Source organism: Stutzerimonas sp. NM35, from assembly GCF_054604355.1.
Map to the genome: position 1 here is coordinate 866,669 of NZ_CM137728.1, position 17,669 is coordinate 884,337.

Here is a 17,669-nt window from a genome sequence, read left to right on the forward strand (position 1 = left end):
GCGCGGCGCATGCTCATTTGTCACCCTTCCCAGAAAATTTATCTTGGGCCTCCTTGGAACATAAATCCTATACTCCGGGCTATTTTTCAACATCGCAGGCCGCCTCGATGCATCCAGCGTGAAAAGAACGGTGCGCAGGTAAACAGCTATCCGGGTGTCAGGTCGCTGTGCCGAACTGGCGGCTATGGCGAGCCATTTCAAGCACAGGCAAATCCATACACTGTCGGGTCGCCGAGGCTCAGGAGCGCCGCCTGGCTGCTCAGTGGAACGCCTTGGCCGAAGCGCTTTCTATTCAACACATCGGACCGTAAGTACGGTTTCCATTACAAGGAGCGGGATACATGGCAACGCTACATCAACGCACCGTCACTGCTATACAGGCGAATCATGCGGAACTGCAAACTGCCTGGACCGAGAATCTTGAGGCCGATGGGTCGCAGCGCGGCATGAAGGCTGGCAACCTCGCTCAGCAAACAGGCGAGTTTCTGGGGCTGTTGACTTCGAGTCTGAGCGCAGGTAGCGATAACGATCTGGGAGGGGCTGCATGGGCCGAGATGCGCCTGTTCCTGGAAAAACTGTCGCATAGCCGCGTCCTTGCGGGCTTCGACTCCCAACAGACGGCCAGCTTCGTCTTCTCCATCAAGCGTCCGTTGATGATGGTACTTCAGCACGAATATTCCGACAGCGCGGAGCAGTTCGCCGAGCAGCTCTGGACCCTGTCGGAAATCGTCGACACGCTCGGCCTGCATACCGTTCGTACCTTCCAGAAATCCCGCGAGGCGGTGATCAAGCGTCAGCAGGAAGAACTGCTGGAGTTGTCGACACCGGTGGTGAAACTGTGGGAAGGCGTGCTTGCGCTGCCGATGATCGGCACCCTCGATTCACAGCGCACTCAGGTGGTGATGGAGTCGTTGTTGCAGCGTATCGTCGATACCGGTTCGGAAATCGCCATCATCGATATCACTGGGGTACCGACCGTCGACACGCTGGTCGCCCAGCACCTGCTCAAGACGGTTACTGCCATTCGCCTGATGGGCGCCGACTGCATCATTAGCGGTGTGCGCCCGCAAATCGCTCAGACCATCGTGCACCTGGGCCTGGACTTGCAAGGCATCGTCACCAAAGCCAACCTCGCCGATGCCCTTGCGCTCGCGCTGAGCCGTTCTGGCCTTCGCGTCACCAAGGCGGTCTGATGGAACGTATTCCGATTTTGCAGATGGGTGAGTTTCTGCTCGTTACCATCCAGGTCGACATGCACGACCAACTCGCCATCACCCTTCAGGATGACTTGGCCGAGCGCATCAGTGCGACCTCGGCGCGGGCCGTGCTCATTGATATTTCCGCGCTGGATATGGTGGATTCGTTCATCGGACGGATGATCAGCACCATCTCCGGTGTGTCGAAGATCATGGACGCCGAAACCGTCGTGGTCGGCATGCAGCCGGCGGTAGCCATTACGCTGGTGGAACTCGGGCTGATGCTGCCGGGCGTCAGTACGGCCCTCAATGTCGAGCGCGGTATGCAGTTATTGCGTAGCCGTGTGAATACTCGATGAACATCCGCAGCAGCGGCAGCCAACCGGTACGCGTCGAACAGGACGTTGTGCAAGCCCGCCAGGAAGTACGCAAGCTCGCGCAGGCTTGTGGCCTGCGCCTGATCGACCTGACCAAGCTGGTCACCGCAGTCAGCGAACTGGCACGCAACACAGTGGTATATGGCGGTGGTGGCGATATGGACTGGGTCATTCTGGAAGATGGGCCGCGGGTCGGCATTCGCCTGACGTTTCGCGATGAGGGGCCCGGCATACCTGATCTCAAGCTCGCCATGACAGATGGGTGGACTTCCGGTAGTGGCCTCGGTCTGGGCTTGACCGGTGCCAAGCGTCTCGTCGATGAGTTCGAGCTCGATAGCGCACCGGGAGCCGGTACACGAGTGACCATTACCCGATGGACATGAATCTGCGGGGAAGCGTTACTCAAGTGGTCGCCATGGAGGAAGTAAGCCAGGTTGGCCACGCCCGCCGGCTGGCACAGCGGCTGGCCGAGGAGATCGGCTTCGATACCACCGATGCAGGCCGCGTTGCCTTGGTGGCCACCGAGCTGTCTACCAACATTCTCAAACATGCCGGGCACGGCGTGATGCATGTGCGCACCCTGCCTGGCAAGAATGCCGATGGAATCGAGATCATCGCGGTTGATCGCGGGCCGGGCTTCGACCTTCGGGCCTGTCTGTCGGACGGCTTTTCCACACGCGGTACCCAAGGCACGGGGCTCGGCTCGCTATCACGCCAGGCGACGGTCTTCGACGCCTATGCCGATGCACGCGGTGCCGTGGTGATGGCGCGGCTTTATTCTCAAGGCGGCACGGTCGATGATTACCGCTTCGGCATCACCCAACATGCGTTGCACAACCTTCCGGCCTGTGGTGACGCCTGGCATCTCGCTATCCGGGATGGCCGTGTCAGTGCATTGGTCATCGATGGCCTGGGGCATGGCGAGGAAGCACAGCAGGCTGCGGAAGCGGGTGCCCTGGCGTTCGCCGCGCAGCCCTTTGCGGCTCCGGAAGAACTGCTGAGCGACATGCACCAGGCGATGACCTCCAGTCGCGGCGGCGCCGTCGCGGTGGCGCAGTTCGATCCGCATACGCGAGGCCTGAAATTCGCCGGCATCGGCAATATCGGCGCTCGCCTGCTGAGTCTTGAACAGTCACGTGGGCTGGCCTCGCATCCAGGTATTGTCGGGGTGCAGTACCGCAAGGCCAAGGTATTCGACTATACCGATGCCGCTGGTCAATTGTTGATCATGCACAGCGACGGGCTGCAGTCGCGCTGGAGCCTTGGCGACTATCCTGGGCTCGCGAACCGTCATCCCGCTGTAATCGCTGCGCTGCTGCATCGGGATTTCTGCCGGGGGCGTGACGACGTGACCGTTCTGGTGATTGCCTTGGGAGACACTGAGTGAGCGATTCAATACCCGATGCGGGTGAGCTGTCCCGGATCGAAACGTTGTGCCTTGAGAACGAGTCGTTGCGCGCCGAGCTGGAGGAGACCAATCAGGGTGTTCTGGCGCTCTATGCCGAACTCGATACCCAGGCAGAAGAACTCCGCCAGGCTTCCGATCTGAAGAGCCGCTTCCTGCATTACATGAGCCATGAGTTCCGCACGCCGCTCGGCTCCATCCTGAGCATTGCCAGGCTACTGAGTGATGAGCTGGACGGACCGCTGAGTGAAGAGCAACACAAGCAGGTGCGCTTTATCCGATCCTCCGCCACTGAACTGAGCGAAATGGTCAGCGACCTGCTCGACCTGGCCAAGATCGAGGCCGGGCGAGTGACCATTTCTCCGGCATGGTTCGATATGCTCGACCTGTTTTCAGCGTTGCGCGGAATGTTCCGACCGATCGTGGAGGGCTCGGAAGTCGACCTTATTTTCGAAGAACCTGAAACCGTGCTGCGCTTGTATACCGACGACAAGAAGCTTGCACAGATTCTGCGTAATTTCATTTCGAACGCACTCAAATTCACGCTGCAGGGCGAGGTGCGCATATCCGCGCAGGTGATCGATGGCAGCGAAGTCCGTTTCGCAGTGTGCGACACCGGCATAGGCATTCCGCAAGAGCTGCACAAGGCACTATTCGAGGATTTCAGCCAGGTCGACAGCCCCTTGCAGAAAAGGCTGCGTGGCACCGGATTGGGGCTGTCGCTGTGCAAGCGTTTCGCCGATCTGCTCGGTGGCCGGGTTGGGGTCGAGAGCGAGCCGGGCAAGGGTTCGACATTTTTCGTGGTCATTCCACTTGCGTTACAACCGGAGGGCGCCGATGAAGCGTGACAGCCAGCTGCTGATTGTCGATGACAACGTCGCGACTCGCTATGCCATGCGGCGCGTTCTCGAACGTCACGGCTACGCTGTGCTGGAGGCGGGGACAGGTGCCGAAGGCCTGGCGCTGATCGCAGCGGAACAGGTCGATGCACTGCTGCTGGATGTCAATCTGCCGGACATGAGCGGTTTCGACGTTGCCCGGCAACTGCGCATCGATGCATCCACTGCGCTGCTGCCCGTGATTCACGTGTCGGCTGCTTCCATCGAAACAGGGGATATGATCACCGGCCTCGATGCCGGAGCGGACGCCTACCTGATCCATCCCGTGGACCACGATGTGCTGCTCGCGACGTTGCGTACACTGTTGCGAGTGAGAATTACCGAAGAGGCTCTACGCAAAAGCGAGAAGCGTTTTCGCGAAATATTCACCAACATCTCCGCGCCTATCGCGGTAATCGATGCCGGGCTGAACATTCATCAGTGCAATCAGGCATTCATCAAGCTGATCGGCAATGAGGGCAGCAACGGCCCGTTGGAGGGCTGCTTTGCGCCAAACCAGGAACAGGTCCTGGAGCAGTTGCGGGCGCATCTGGCAGCTGGCGAGCGCTGGCAAACCTCGCTGGATCTGTTCGTAGATGGGACGTTGCGCGAAACCGAGTGGCAACTGTCGCCTTATCAGCCACCGGATATTGGGCTGATCCTCGTCGAAGACGTCACTGAGCAGCGGCAGCGTGAGCGCGTACAACTCAAGCTGCTGGACAATGCCCAAGCGCAACTGGCGCAGGAAGTGGTAGAGCGTGCGCGCACCGAAGCCCAGCTTTTCCAGGCGCAGAAGATGGATGCCCTGGGTAAGCTGACCGGCGGAATCGCGCATGATTTCAACAACCTGCTCACCGGAATCATCACTGGCATCGACCTGATGAAAAAGCGCGTAGCCGAAGGCCGTAGTGCCGATGCGCTGCGTTTTGCCGATGCTGCCCAGCATTCGGCGATCAGGGCTGCTGCGCTTACCAATCGCCTGCTGGCCTTTGCCCGGCAGCAGCCGCTGAATGCGAATCCGGTCGACATCAATGAGCAGGTGCGCTCGCTGGAGGATCTGCTGCGCCGAACCATCGGCGAGGACATCACCCTCACGCTTCACCTGAACCTGAAGGAAGCGGTAGCCCATGTCGACGCCAGCCAGCTGGACAACGCCCTGATCAACCTCGTGGTCAATGCGCGCGACGCGCTGGCCGAGGGTGGCAATATCCACATCACCACCTTCGCCGCGCGTTCGCACGGTAATACTGAGCTTGCGGACGGAAACTACGTAGCCATCAGCGTGCGCGACGATGGCGCCGGCATCGACCCGAAGAATATCAACAAGGTCTTCGACCCTTTCTTCACCACCAAACCACTAGGGCAGGGGACCGGTCTGGGGCTGTCGACGGTTTATGGTTTTGCGCGTCAGTCCGGCGGCGAAATACGTATCCGCAGCGTCGTTGGCCAGGGCACTGAAGTCACGCTGCTGCTACCGGCAACTGAAGGTGCGGTGAGCCCGGTTGCAGAGGCCTCGGAAATCGAGGCTCAGGGAGACGGGGAGCACATCCTTATCGTCGAAGACATGCCCCTGGTACAACTCCTGATCACCGAGATGCTGGTCGAAGCCGGCTATCGCTGTAGCCAGGCCGGCGATGCCAAGGCGGCACTGTCGCTGCTGAAGCAGGATGACTCCATCCAGTTGCTGCTGACCGACGTGGGCCTTCCCGGCCTTAGCGGCATCCAGCTGGCCGACGCAGCGCGTGTCGCTCGCCCGCAATTGCCGATCCTGTTCATGACCGGCTACGCCGAAGGCACGGCTGACCAGAAAAGCTTCCTTGGCACGCGCATGGGCGTTATCACCAAGCCTTTCCAGACAGCCGAACTGCTCAACAAGGTTTTTCGGATATTGAGATGACGGCCTGCGGGTTCGTCCCAGGCTGCTTATCGGTATTCACACAAGTACGCGGTATCGGTTGCGACCTTCAACTGGAACTTGCTGTTGGTCGGCACGGTGAAGCGGGTGCCGCTGGTGAAGGTTTCAAAGGAGTCGCTACCGGGTAGTTTGACGTCCAGGCTGCCGGCGACCACATGCATGACTTCCAGTTGAGCGGTGCCGAATTCGTATTCGCCTGGCGCCATGACACCGATGGTGGCAGGGCCGTCGTCCATGTCGAAGGCGATGGATTTGACGGTGCCGTCGAAGTATTCGTTGACCTTGAACATGTGGATTACCTGAAGTGGGGAAAAGGCTGGCAAGTATGCCCAAGCGCTGTGGTGGCGTCATCAGCGCAGCTTTCAGTTCAGTCGGAAGACATCCATCAGACACAGCCCGGCCCAGAGATAGCCAGGTTTCAGCGGGCTGCTGCATCGCAAGCCTCCGGTACCTGCAAGTAGCCGATGCGCGGGGCGCCTCGCATGCTGCGTTTTGCCTCGGCAGTGATTATTATCGGCGCCCGTTTTTTTCTCGGATGACAGGGATGGAGTGTCGCCCTGGTTGCGGTGCCTGTTGCATTGCCCCTTCGATCAGCAGTCCGCTTCCCGGCATGCCACTCGGCAAGCCGGCAGGTGTGCGTTGTCTGCATCTTTCGGATACGAATCTCTGCGAGCTGTTTGCTCAGCCGACCCGGCCTGCGGTGTGCGCGGCGTTCAGTGCGGACCAAAGTGTTTGCGGTGAGAGCCAGGAGGATGCCATTCGGCTGTTGGGATGGCTGGAGCAGGCCACGGCTTGATGTAAAAAAACTTCGCGGCTGAAGCTGCTCCCACTGCGGGAGCGGCTTCAGCCGCGAATGGTGAAAGCCGATTTAACGACTGAATGCTGCTCCGGTGCCCACGACCGTAGCCGATGGCAGCAGTTGGCTGATGAAGCGGTTCCAGCGTGTGATGCCTGCCGGACCGACAAAAACCACGTCCTGGGGCTGGAGCGGGAAGCTCTTGGCCAGGGCAAAAGCGGTGGGCGATTTGGCGTTCAGCTGGAAGACCTTGGCCTGCTCGGTCGCGATGTTTTCTGCGCCGCGAATGACGTAGACCGCTTCGCCATCGGCCGTTTCCTGGCGAATGCCGCCGGCTGTCCCGATTGCATCCATCAGGTTGTAGCTCGACGTCTTGAAGTTCAGCGCCTGTGGCTGGGTGACCTCGCCAAGAACGTAGATCTTCTTCTGATCGTTATAGGGCAGGTGCAGCTGGTCGCCGTCCCTCAGGTAGACCTGATGCAGCCAGGAGTCCGGGCGGTTCAGGTCATCGAGGTTGAGCATGTATTCGCGACCGCCGCGCTTGAGCATCAGGCTGGAAAGGTCGGCATTTTCGGTATCGATGCTGGCCTGGCCGATGGCTTGCACGATGGTCATCGGTGCGGTGGTCACGGGCACTTCACCGGCGGTATTGAAGGCGCCCGAGAGGACGACGCGCTGACTGCCGTAGCGCAGCAGGCTGACATCGACCTGCGGGCTGTCGATGTAGTTGGCAAGGCGGCGTGCGATCTCGGCCCGCAGCTCTTCGATGGTACGGCCTGCGGCGTTGACGTTGCCGATATAGGGGTAGAAGAGTGTGCCATCCGGGCGAACCAGGCGACCGTTGGCGTCGAGTTGCTGTTGCGGGCCGGACGGCGCAGTCAGTTCGGGGTGATCCCAGACGGTGATATAGAGCAGGTCGTTCGCACCGATGCGATAGGCTTCAGGCTTGTAATCGATCAGCTCCTGCTTGCTGGAGGTGCCTTTGTCGGAAGACAGCTCGCCCTTGAGCATTTCCGGCGTGATACGCAGCAACTGTACGCTGCCGTTTTCCGATTCTGCTCCTTCCTTGAACTCATCCGGGTCAAGGTATTGGCCAGGTGAAAACACACATCCCTGGAGTACCAGAACGGAAGAGAACGCGAGCGCAAATAGTGGTTTCATGGGGTCTTCATCCTTGACGGAATAGTTGTTTTTCGGAGTGAAACGGCTGGATTCACTTGTCGCTTGTCACTTGAAAGAATCAGATGGAACCGGCTCTCCATATTCATTCGACCAGTGCTGCGTGATGTATGCGGAGTGGCTCGATGGTTATGGGGTCGGTGTGCCGACAGCCTTGCTGCATGTGGCGTTGCCGTTCACAGAAGTCATAGACCGTTGTGTTTCGGCGGGGTTCAGGGGCAATGGGACAAATTGCTTGCGATGAGTTGCGCAACGGAAATAGGCGCAATGCGGCGCCTAGCCTTGCTTGTTCAAGCGCCATTCCGGTTGTCATGAACTCTCTTCAAGCCCTTGTCTCAGGTGCTTCAATCATCCAGCGCAGGGTTTCACGCAGTTCTATCGGCTTCAGTTCGCCTATCAGACGGGTCAGTTTGGCGCTGCAGCCGAACAGGTTTTTTACATCGGCACTGCGTATGAAGGCGGGGTTGACCCTGACTTCCATTCGATGCCCGGATATCAGCGCGGCCTGCTGGAGAACGTACTGCAAAGTGTGGGCAGTACCCGAGCAGATATTGATGGTCTGGCCAATCGCCTCGGGTGTTTCGAGAAGTCGTCGATAGGCTCGCACCACGTGGCGTACATCGCAGAAATCCCGGGCGATATCCAGGTTTCCCAGTTCGATGATTTCGGCACGGCGGCGTGTGTGTGCGACTATTTTGGGAATCAGAAACTGCTCAGGCTGACCAATGCCCGTGTAATTGAACGGGCGGGTAATGATCAGTGGCAAATGCCGTTCATAGAGCCGTGCCAGATACTCCATTGCCGTTTTGCTGACCGCATAATCGTTGGCGGGCGCCAGGGTGGAGGATTCTTCCAGTACACCTTCGGTATTTCCGTATACGTTCGCGCTGCTGGCCAGAATCACCGCGGCAAGATCCGTTGTAATCGAGCGCAATGCTTCGAGAAGGTGCCGAGTCCCGATGAGATTGGCCTGGTAGATGGCGTCTGCGTCGGTATGCGCTACAAAAGATACCGCCGCCAGATGCACTACGTGAGTCGGGCGCAGTTCCAGCAGCAGGTCCCGCAGTGTTTGTGCATCATCCAGCGAGCAGCTGTGTATCGCGGTAATACTCGCAGGCAGTTCGCCTTGTGGAGGGCGATAGCTGAGGCCGTGAACTTCGTAGCCGTGCGCCGCGAGTTCCTCCGCCATATAGCGACCAGTAAAGCCGGTAATGCCCGTAATCAGCGCTTTCATTTACTTCCCTGCATCGGTTTGAAGGGGGCGGTGGTTAGTCAAGTCGCAAAGCCAACACTTCAGGACTCCTGCTTCGCGGGGCTGGCCTTGTGCCTTGAATGCTTTTCCCGCAGATACGCCGGCACGATAAACAGCGCGTCATTGAAATAGCGCCTTGCCAGTCGCCGTGGCTCCAGGCACATGCGGTGCAGCCATTCGAGCTTGCATTCGCGCATCCACAGCGGAGCTCGTTTGATGGTGCCGGTGGCGAAGGCAATGGAGGCGCCAATGCTGAAGCCCATTCCCGAGCGCTCATGGGCATGGGTGGCTGCGGCCAATATCTCTCCGCGAGGGGTGCCGACGGCGTACAGCACCAGCTCCGACGGGGTGTCACGGATGAATTGCAGGCAGCGCTGCACTTCTTCCGGTTTTTCGATAAAGCCCATGGGCGGGTTGTAGTGATAAAGATGAATGCCGGGATACAGGGCACGGAGTTTCTGCGTTTCGGTAGTCGAACAGCCGATCAATACCACGCGCAGGCAGTCGTCGTTTGCCCATTGCAGAAGATCGAGCGTCAGATCACTTCCCGGAATGGCTTCTTCGATATGGATACCCAGTCGATCCAGCAGCGATAGCAGAACGCGACTGTCACAGAGCCTCCAGCGCGCTTTTGCATAAGCATCACGCAGGGCATTGTCGTGTTCCAGTTGAACCAGATGATCGACATTTGGCGTAACCACGAATGAGTAGGGCTGTTTGACGCCCTCGCGAATACTGGCCAGCAACGTTTTCTTGTTGCCGGAATAAAAATTTATGCCGAAGGCTCTAGTATCACTTGACACTCATTGCTACTCCCTTGAAAGCGCCTTTGATGCCCGACCATGCGAGAGTCGGATTCTTGAACTCCTTGATGGTGGTGACGGCCGATAGAAGAAAAGCGGAGACGAGTGCGAAACCTGATCCGTAGAAACGCTTGTTGAAGCGTGTGGCGGCACGGTTTCGATAGTAGTGGTAGAACGCCGAGCGACTGCCCAGGCTGAGCGAGCCATAGTGAAAGAGGCGGCTGGCGGGTACTACTTTTATCGAGACGCCAAACTCTCTGGCGCGATATTGCCAGTCCACTTCCTCGAAATACATGAAGTACTTTTCATCCATCAGCCCGATTTCTTTTGTCAGCGCTGCGGAAAAGGCAAGGCTGCAGCCCATCAGGTAATCGGGGCTGTGCAAAAGGCCCTGCTGTTGCATGGTTTCGATGCTTTGATCTTTACCCAGCAAACGCGCCTTTCCAAGTATCGGGTAGAGTTTCCCACCGCCATAGCATTCCAGCCGTCCGGTATCGGCACTCAGGACCAATGAGCCGACGAATTGCCGATCATTCTGCCGAAGTGCTTCCAGTAGAGGCGAAAAGGCATCACTGTCTACATAGGTGTCGTTATTGACGACCCAGAAATGCGTCGGCTGCAGGTTCTCCATAGCCCAGCGCAGGCCATAGTTGTTGCCGCCTGCATAACCGCTGTTTTGAGGATTATTGAGCAGGGTGACGTTCGAATACTGCTTTTCCTCCAGCCATTGTTGCAGGGCTATTGCAGAACCATCCTGTGAATCATTGTCGATTATCACGACATGATCGAGTGTTCCGCAGTGCTCAAGCATGCTCTCAGCGCAACTGATGGTCTCAGTAGCAGCTTTGTAGTTGAGAATAAGTGCGACGTTCATGTGCTCGTTCCTTGCTGCGGAGATGGCGTGCTCTTAGAGCGTGTATAACGAAAAGCATGACAATAACCGGCTGGACATATTCGAACATGCCATTGAGAGGCCAGATCACCATGAATGCGAGAATTGCCGCGTAGCTGAAGCTCATGTCTGAATTGATATTGCGAGCGATGCGCTGATAGATGTAGAGCGTCAGAGGGACCAAGATGAAGGTCAGAAAGCCAAAGCGGAACAGTGTGCCAATGATGCCGACGTCGGAGAGGAAGAAGTGTTCGCCGAAATAGGGAATGAAGCCGTCCTGCCACATCAGTGACAGGGAGCCACTGGGTAACCATTTGACCAGCGCCAGATGATTGAATATGGATGCAATGGTATTGGGGCGTACGCCATCTTCAACGCCTTCCTCGAAGTTGCTTGTATAAAATTCAAGATTCAAGCCGAGAGTTTCAAGAAGTGCCGGGTAAAAGAAAAATGGAGATAAGAGAATGCAGAGCGAAGCAGCCCATATCAGAGCTTTGGCTCTGAGACAGAACAGGGTAAAGGCTAGGCACAGGACGATGAGCTGGCGTGTCTGAGTTGCGAAAACCAGTGTCAGCAGAATAAGGGCGGCGACGATCAGGTAAAAAAACTTCTGGCGCTTCTCACCCGTGATGGGCGATTGACCTTTTGCCCAGATCTGAATGCAGTAGAAATAGGTGAAGCACAGCAGGAACGGACCGATCGAGGAACGGTCCGGGCGATCCCAGGATGTTTGTTCCGTGCGCAAATCAGGTATCAGACCGAATTTGAACAGCCAAGAAAGGATGGCAGCAATGAGTGCCGCATAAACCAGTGCACGTTCGAATTGAAGGGTGGTCACCCGTTTGGCAAGCAGCAGCAGGGGCACGAAGCCGAAAGCGAAAAGTATCCGCCGCTCTTCGATAAGACCGTAAACAATAGGCTGGCCGAACGTATGGTAGGCAAAGATGGCGGGCAGCAGAATGAATACGAAAGCGCTGTAAAATGCATAATACATGAGCACCCGGTATTCTCGGGCTGATTCCTCCGTGGATGCGAGAATCAGCAGCAGAGATAAACCGAGGCAAATCGCCAGATAGGCTTCGTTGAGAAATTTGAAGCCAATGGGGTTGTGTGTACTGTCGCCCAGCACGGAAAAGTGGAGGATGAACAGTGCAATGATCAGTGGCACATAAAATAATCTTGAGCTGATGTTTGTCATCACCTGAGTCCTTGGGTGCCTTTTCCTTTTGAATGCGAATATTTGCAGCAAATGCACTTTTGTCAGTGTCGGCCTGGTACGAGTATCTGCTCGATATGCTCATGGATCGGGCTTATACGAAGCGTACCGGTGTATCCATAACGAAACGCCAGTGATTAAGTCCGTTATTGACTGATCGCAAGGTTTGACCGCCGGTTCCTGTGGGGGTTGCGTGAAATCCGATGATTTTTTCTGGATTGTCGAATCTCAGAAAACTCCGTATCAGCTCAATGATATTGTTTCGCCATGAACTGCAAAGCATCATGGATTGGGGCCGATATCGGCGCAGTCATTGGAAATATGTTTTTGCAGAATGCGCATTTGTGGACGGTCCTGGCCGTCGATGGGCTCGACCGCCAGCACGTATTTGCCCCAACCGGGTCCGCCGGCCCAATAAGCGCTGGGAATGCAGTTTTCATTAAGGTAGGCGAGCATGTTGTCCATGGCGACGAGCATCGATTCGGAATGGCCGGGCACGCCGTATTCGCCGAGGAAGCCCTTCTGGCCGTGTTCCTTGAGCCACTCCACGAAAGGCCGGGCCCGCTCGACGCCCAGCATCGGATCGACGACTTCATCCTCGGCATAGCGCCCCGAGAAATCCTTGTCGAAGTAGATATGCGCCGAATAGATGAGGTTGTCCGCGGGATCCTCGATCAGGAAATCCTCGTTTACCAGGCGCCAGTGGAAACTGCTGGCCCAGCGGTCACCCTCCACGAATATCGGCGTCTGCATGTCGACTTCACGGATGGCATCGACTGCGGCCTGGGCGGCGCCGGGCCACAAGCCTTCGGTGGAATGGGGCTCGTTCATGATGTCGTAGCCGAGCAGGCCGGGATGGCCCTTGAAGGCTTCGGCAAGATGGCGCCAGGCATTCGCATAGGCCGAGTAGGGGACCTCGGGCGAGCCGATCAGCTGTCCCTTGTAGCGACCGTAGTTGTGCATGTCCAGGATGACTTTCTGCCCATGCCGTGCTGCCAGGTCGAGGGTTTTCCTGAGCAGGCGCATCTGGTCGAAGTTGATGCCTTTGTTCAGATCGTGCTGCAGACGCTCCCAGATAAAGGGGAAGCGGACCAGACGGATGTTCTTGTCGGCGTAATAGCTGAAATGTTTCTTTTCGGGATAGAAATAATTGGTGCCGACTTTCCCCGGTGTGATATGCGGGGCGAAGTTGGCGCCGGACAGGTTGATGCCGATCAGGTCGATCCCGGTCGGGTTGGAATCAGCCAGCGCGCCTGATGCGCAGGCGGCCAGCGAGAGTGCCGCGATGAAGCGCAGCGCGCGTTTAAAAGACGAGAGCATGATTTTTACCTGTATTTGGCCTGCCGATGGTTGCTGGATGCGAGCGCCTGCCCGCTGTGCGGGCAGTTCGGCAGGGCAGGCGGACGGCACGTGGCCAATGCCTCACTTGTTCTTGTATTCGTACTGGTAGTAACCGTAATCGCTGTAATTGGATGCCTTGCGCAGCACGGCGTTGAAGATCACGCCCTTGACCAGCAGGCCGTTCTGTTCCAGGCGCCGCTTGGCATGCTCGATCTCCTTGATACCGTTGAGGCCGTAGCGGGTCACCATCAAAGTGGTGCCGGCCTGGCTGCCGACCAGTGCGGCATCGGTGACGGCAAGGATGGGCGGCGTATCGAAAATCACCAGGTCGTACATGCTGCTGATTTCCCTGACGAAGCGAGAGAAGTTCTCGTGCATCAGCAACTCCGACGGGTTCGGCGGCAACTGGCCGTGGGCGATCACGTGCAGGTTATGCAGCGGGGTCTTCTGGATGGCATCGAACAGCGTGATGCGGCCTGAAAGGATATCCGAGAGGCCCTTGTCGCCCTGGCAGCGCATGACCTTGTGCAGGTAGCCCTTGCGCATGTCCGCATCGACCAGTAGCACTTTCTTGCCCGATTGTGCGATCACGGCGGCGAGGTTGCTGGTGACGAAGGACTTGCCCACCGCAGGACTCGGGCCGGTGATCATCAGGATATTGTTCTTGGCTTCGATCATGGCGAAGTGCAGGCTGGTGCGCAGGCTGCGCATGGCCTCGGTAGCCAGGTCGGCAGGGTCGTTGATCGACAGCAGATAGGAGGCGTTGCTCTTGTCACGCTTGAAATTGGCCAGACGCTTTTCCAGCAGGCCCTGCTTGTCACTGAATGGAATGGCGGCATACACGGGAATCCCGGCCCGCTCGATTTCTTCCGGGTTCTCCACGCCCCGCTTGAGTGCTTCGCGCACGTAGACGAAGGCAACGGCAAGTAGCCCGCCGAGCAGGGTGGCAACGATGACGACCAGCGGCTTGTTCGGCTTGAGAGGTGTGTCGATGTCGGCGGCGGCGTGGTCGACGATGCGCACATTGCCCACGGTGCCGGCGCGGATGATGTCCAGCTCCTGGGTCTTGTTCAGCAGCATTGCGTAGGTTTCGGACGAGACTTCGACGTCACGGGTCAGGCGCAGCAGCTCCTGCTGGGTCGATGGCAGGGTGCTGATCTGCTTTTCCAGCTCGCTCTTCTGGTTCTGCAACTGGTTGATCTGGTTCATCAGCGCCTGGAAGTTCGGATGCTGGCGGGTAAAGCGCCGCTCCATCTCGGTACGCTTGAGGTTCTGTTCGGAAATCTGCTTTTCCAGGTCGACGATGCGGTCGAGCACCGACTGGGTTTCAGCCGAGATATCCACGGAGCGATTGCCGGTCTGGTATTGATTCAGCGCGGTCTGGGCGGCGTCGAGCTTCTTGCGAACCTCGGGTACCTGCTCGCTGAGAAACTCCAGGCTCTGGGTCGCTTCGGCGGCATTTCGTGCGATGTTCTGTTCCACATAACGTTTGGCGACTTCCTCCAGAACCTCGATGGCCTTGTCCGGATCGGTGTCTTCCAGGGTCACGTTGAGAATGCCGGACTGCTTGCCGCGCTCGCCAGCGGACAGACGGTTCTGGTAATCCTCGGTAGTCGCGTAGGTACGGTTGCGGGTCACGTTGAAGGTGGTGCCGGGACGGGCGTTGAGTTCGGCGACGGTGATGCCGTAATCGGGCGTTTCCACCGGCTCGCCCACCACGCCCTGGGCGACCACTTCGCCATCCGGGTCGCGCAGGATGAAGCCATTGTCTTCGGCGGCTTCCAGGGTCAGCTCTTCGCCATGGATCTTGTCCGGCACGATGAGCTGGGAGATGCGCAAGGTTTCACCACCCCAGGCATAGGATTCGAAGCCGGCTGGATACCAGCCCAGCTCGCCTTCTTCGGTCGGCTCGAAGTTGCGCGCCATGAAACCGCCGATCAGCGGGAAATGGCGCGGTTCGATGATGATGTCGAGATTCAGCGCTTCGACTGCGCCGCCTACTACGGAGCGTGATTTGAGCAGGGCGATTTCCGTCTGGGCGGGCGACACCGCCGGCGCGTTGCCGACGACATCGGTCAGGCTCGGCAGGCCGCTCTTGGCCTCGATCTGGATCATCGCGGTAGCCAGATACACCGGTGTGCTGAGCAGTGCATAGGCGATGCCCAGCGCCGCGAAAAAGCCGGTTATCGCTGCGATGGTGCCTCGGTTGTTGAGGAAGGTATCGAAGAGGTGGGCCAGGTCAATGTCCTTGTCCTCTTTGGTTTCATAGATAGGGCGTGGCATGGTGGTCATTGAAGTTCCTTCTTCTTATTCAAGGTAAGGAAGCCAGCTCTCGACGGTTTGCGTCAGAAGGCTGTGAACGTGGTTGAAAGCGGGTTTGGATTGACGAAAGGGATCGGGTATTTCCATGTCGTCCAGCCATTTGCCCATCAGGAAGGTCTTGCCATGTACTTCGGGGGCGATCTGGCGCAGGTGCTGGATATGGCTCTGCTCCATGGCCAGGATCAGGTCGGCCTGGTGCAGCAGTTCGCTATCGACCTGCCGGGCACGGTGGGTCGCATGTTCCAGCCCATGCTCCTGCAGCACCTGCTGGGCGAGCTTGTCCATCGGATTGCCTACCAGGGCGCCTATGCCGGCGGAGCTGACCGAGGGGCCTCTGCCCTGGAGTCGGTGCAGCAGCAGCGCTTCGGCTGCGGGGCTTCTGCAGACGTTGCCGACGCAGACGATCAATATGTTCTGGAACATCTCACCCTCTCACGACATGGGAGGCTGGGAGTGCGCGGAACACACATTCCATAGTGGCTCGTTTCATGGGTTCATTCCTTTGCGCACGGTGGTTCGTCAGTAGACGTCCCGGTTGAACAGCAGGGCGGGAATGGTTCGGGCCAGAATGTAGAGGTCGAACCAGACCGACCAGCGTTCGATGTAGTCCAGGTCGTACTCGACGCGCTTCTCGATCTTTTCCAGGGTGTCGGTTTCGCCGCGATAGCCGTTGATCTGCGCCCAGCCGGTGATGCCCGGCTTGACCCGATGGCGTGCGGAATACTCGGATACGGCGTCTTCGAAAAGCACGCCAGCGGCCTTTGTCGCCGTTGCATGGGGGCGCGGACCGACCATCGACATGCTGCCCAGGAACACGTTCAGCAACTGTGGCAACTCGTCCAGGCTGGTCTTGCGGATAAAACGACCAACGCGGGTGATGCGGTCGTCGTCACGGGTGGTCTGGCGCTCGGCATTGGCATCCGAGCGGGCGTGGTACATCGAGCGGAATTTGTAGACCTCGATCAGCCGGTTGTTGTAGCCGTAGCGCTTCTGCTTGAACAGCACCGGGCCTGGAGAGTCGAGCTTGATCGCCAGGGCGAGCAGCAGCATCACCGGAGCGGCGGCCAGCAGGGCCAGGCTGGAGAGAATGATGTCCTCGATGCGTTTGAACATCGGCGACCAGCCGCGCAACGGCAGGTCCGAGGCGATCAGCGTGGGCAGACCGGCAACCTCGGTGATGCGCTTGTTGGCGTGGCGGAAGGCAACCATGTCGGGGACCAGCAGCACATTGACCGGCAGCTTGCGCAGTTCGTTGATCACCTGGCCGATGCGGCTGTCGGCGAACCAGGGCAGGGCGACCAGCACCTGGGTGACTTTCTCCTCGCGGATCATTTGCTCAAGGTCGCGGGTATTACCCAGCAGCGGCAGATTGGCGAGCTGCTTTGGCAGGCGCTCCAGGCGGTCGTCGATGAAGCCGAGCACGCCGGTGCGAATATCACGATGATGGGCCAGGTACTCAGCCACGCGCACACCGTTGTCGGTGCCGCCGAGAATCACCGCATTCTGCAGGTACACGCCCTTGGCCATGAGGCGGCGGAACAGGGCGAGCATCAGCATGCGCTCAGCGCCAAACAGGACGGCACTGGTCATGAACCAGAACACCAGGTGCCCGGTTTCCAGGTAGCTGAACATGCCGAGCCCCTGGTGCATGAAGATCAGCAGGCTGAACGCCGCCGCCCAGGCCACCAGCATGGTGCGAAAGCGCAACAGAGTGCTGAACACCTCTTCGCTGTAGATGCCCACCGATTGAAAGATCACGACGCTGATCACGCCGAAGAACATCAGGAAGGTGCTGAAAGTACCGCCGGCGATGGGCAGAAACAGCAGGAGCAGGATACCTGGCAATACCGCTGTGAGTCCGTGGATCAGGCGAATGCTGGCAAGAAAGTAATCGATGAAACTGGGGTGGGCGTACTCAAGGGTTCCAACGGACTGTAAGCGCATACAAGGCTCCTTCCTTCGGCTATTGTCAGCTCAATGTTCTCGTTTAGATCGCCGCGATCCGCGGTTCTGAATGACAGGCCGCTGTTGCAAGCTTTCAACCGGACAACTGCTCCGACCACCCCCCGTGAAATGAGTTCAGCGCAGGCGTACAAA

17 protein-coding genes are annotated in these 17,669 nt (G+C 58.2%); 7 read left to right on the top strand and 10 right to left on the bottom strand.

Going from position 1 to position 17,669, the window contains the following annotated elements:
• The first annotated feature begins 341 nt into the window (after nucleotides 1-341).
• The 6 genes from ACYCFC_RS04180 to ACYCFC_RS04205 are packed head-to-tail and all read left to right on the top strand — an operon-like array spanning nucleotide 342 to nucleotide 5,753.
• The gene (locus ACYCFC_RS04180) at nucleotides 342-1,193 is read left to right on the top strand and encodes an STAS domain-containing protein (RefSeq protein WP_459653205.1); all 852 of its coding nucleotides are present in this window, start codon (nucleotides 342-344) and stop codon (nucleotides 1,191-1,193) included.
• Complete coding sequence (locus ACYCFC_RS04185) at nucleotides 1,193-1,555, top strand: STAS domain-containing protein (RefSeq protein WP_181084502.1); 363 nt, start codon at nucleotides 1,193-1,195, stop codon at nucleotides 1,553-1,555. Before ACYCFC_RS04180 ends, ACYCFC_RS04185 begins: the two co-directional genes overlap by 1 nt.
• Nucleotides 1,552-1,956 carry an anti-sigma regulatory factor gene (locus tag ACYCFC_RS04190; RefSeq protein ID WP_181084500.1) on the top strand — a complete coding sequence of 135 codons (405 nt, stop codon included), beginning with the start codon at nucleotides 1,552-1,554 and terminating at the stop codon, nucleotides 1,954-1,956. The genes ACYCFC_RS04185 and ACYCFC_RS04190 overlap by 4 nt, the downstream gene beginning before the upstream one ends.
• On the top strand, nucleotides 1,953-2,960 hold the full coding sequence (locus tag ACYCFC_RS04195; RefSeq protein WP_181084498.1) for an ATP-binding protein: 1,008 nt from the start codon (nucleotides 1,953-1,955) through the stop codon (nucleotides 2,958-2,960). The genes ACYCFC_RS04190 and ACYCFC_RS04195 overlap by 4 nt, the downstream gene beginning before the upstream one ends.
• Nucleotides 2,957-3,826 carry a sensor histidine kinase gene (locus ACYCFC_RS04200; protein ID WP_459653206.1) on the top strand — a complete coding sequence of 290 codons (870 nt, stop codon included), beginning with the start codon at nucleotides 2,957-2,959 and terminating at the stop codon, nucleotides 3,824-3,826. The genes ACYCFC_RS04195 and ACYCFC_RS04200 overlap by 4 nt, the downstream gene beginning before the upstream one ends.
• Nucleotides 3,816-5,753, top strand: coding sequence for a response regulator (locus ACYCFC_RS04205; protein WP_459653207.1), 1,938 nt, complete (start codon nucleotides 3,816-3,818; stop codon nucleotides 5,751-5,753). Before ACYCFC_RS04200 ends, ACYCFC_RS04205 begins: the two co-directional genes overlap by 11 nt.
• Before the next feature lie 26 nt (nucleotides 5,754-5,779).
• Here the strand turns inward: ACYCFC_RS04205 and ppnP are convergent, their stop codons facing one another.
• Nucleotides 5,780-6,061 (bottom strand): pyrimidine/purine nucleoside phosphorylase, encoded by a 282-nt coding sequence (ppnP, locus tag ACYCFC_RS04210; protein WP_459653208.1) that lies wholly within the window; start codon nucleotides 6,059-6,061, stop codon nucleotides 5,780-5,782.
• A 254-nt stretch (nucleotides 6,062-6,315) separates the two neighbouring features.
• On the opposite strand from ppnP, the gene ACYCFC_RS04215 reads away from it, so the two are divergent.
• The gene (locus ACYCFC_RS04215; protein WP_181084584.1) at nucleotides 6,316-6,567 is read left to right on the top strand and encodes a YkgJ family cysteine cluster protein; all 252 of its coding nucleotides are present in this window, start codon (nucleotides 6,316-6,318) and stop codon (nucleotides 6,565-6,567) included.
• Between the two features lie 72 nt (nucleotides 6,568-6,639).
• Here the strand turns inward: ACYCFC_RS04215 and ACYCFC_RS04220 are convergent, their stop codons facing one another.
• From ACYCFC_RS04220 to ACYCFC_RS04260, 9 genes are all read right to left on the bottom strand, one after another.
• Nucleotides 6,640-7,728, bottom strand: a complete 1,089-nt coding sequence (locus ACYCFC_RS04220; RefSeq protein WP_459653209.1) for a polysaccharide biosynthesis/export family protein — start codon at nucleotides 7,726-7,728, stop codon at nucleotides 6,640-6,642.
• A 340-nt stretch (nucleotides 7,729-8,068) separates the two neighbouring features.
• Entirely contained in the window at nucleotides 8,069-8,980 is a 912-nt protein-coding gene (locus ACYCFC_RS04225) for a GDP-mannose 4,6-dehydratase (protein ID WP_181084488.1), read from the bottom strand.
• A 59-nt stretch (nucleotides 8,981-9,039) separates the two neighbouring features.
• Nucleotides 9,040-9,801, bottom strand: a complete 762-nt coding sequence (locus ACYCFC_RS04230; RefSeq protein WP_181084486.1) for a WecB/TagA/CpsF family glycosyltransferase — start codon at nucleotides 9,799-9,801, stop codon at nucleotides 9,040-9,042.
• Nucleotides 9,791-10,675: a glycosyltransferase family 2 protein gene (locus ACYCFC_RS04235; RefSeq protein WP_181084484.1), complete on the bottom strand. Its 885-nt coding sequence runs from the start codon at nucleotides 10,673-10,675 to the stop codon at nucleotides 9,791-9,793. The genes ACYCFC_RS04230 and ACYCFC_RS04235 overlap by 11 nt, the downstream gene beginning before the upstream one ends.
• Nucleotides 10,635-11,891 carry a hypothetical protein gene (locus ACYCFC_RS04240; protein WP_181084482.1) on the bottom strand — a complete coding sequence of 419 codons (1,257 nt, stop codon included), beginning with the start codon at nucleotides 11,889-11,891 and terminating at the stop codon, nucleotides 10,635-10,637. The genes ACYCFC_RS04235 and ACYCFC_RS04240 overlap by 41 nt, the downstream gene beginning before the upstream one ends.
• A 300-nt stretch (nucleotides 11,892-12,191) precedes the next feature.
• Nucleotides 12,192-13,229, bottom strand: a complete 1,038-nt coding sequence (locus ACYCFC_RS04245) for a glycoside hydrolase family 5 protein (RefSeq protein WP_181084480.1) — start codon at nucleotides 13,227-13,229, stop codon at nucleotides 12,192-12,194.
• Nucleotides 13,230-13,331: 102 nt separating this feature from the next.
• Nucleotides 13,332-15,542: a polysaccharide biosynthesis tyrosine autokinase gene (locus tag ACYCFC_RS04250; RefSeq protein ID WP_459653210.1), complete on the bottom strand. Its 2,211-nt coding sequence runs from the start codon at nucleotides 15,540-15,542 to the stop codon at nucleotides 13,332-13,334.
• A gap of 15 nt (nucleotides 15,543-15,557) precedes the next feature.
• Complete coding sequence (locus tag ACYCFC_RS04255) at nucleotides 15,558-15,995, bottom strand: low molecular weight protein-tyrosine-phosphatase (RefSeq protein WP_459653211.1); 438 nt, start codon at nucleotides 15,993-15,995, stop codon at nucleotides 15,558-15,560.
• A gap of 96 nt (nucleotides 15,996-16,091) precedes the next feature.
• The gene (locus ACYCFC_RS04260; protein ID WP_181084474.1) at nucleotides 16,092-17,516 is read right to left on the bottom strand and encodes an undecaprenyl-phosphate glucose phosphotransferase; all 1,425 of its coding nucleotides are present in this window, start codon (nucleotides 17,514-17,516) and stop codon (nucleotides 16,092-16,094) included.
• Between the last annotated feature and the right edge of the window lie 153 nt (nucleotides 17,517-17,669).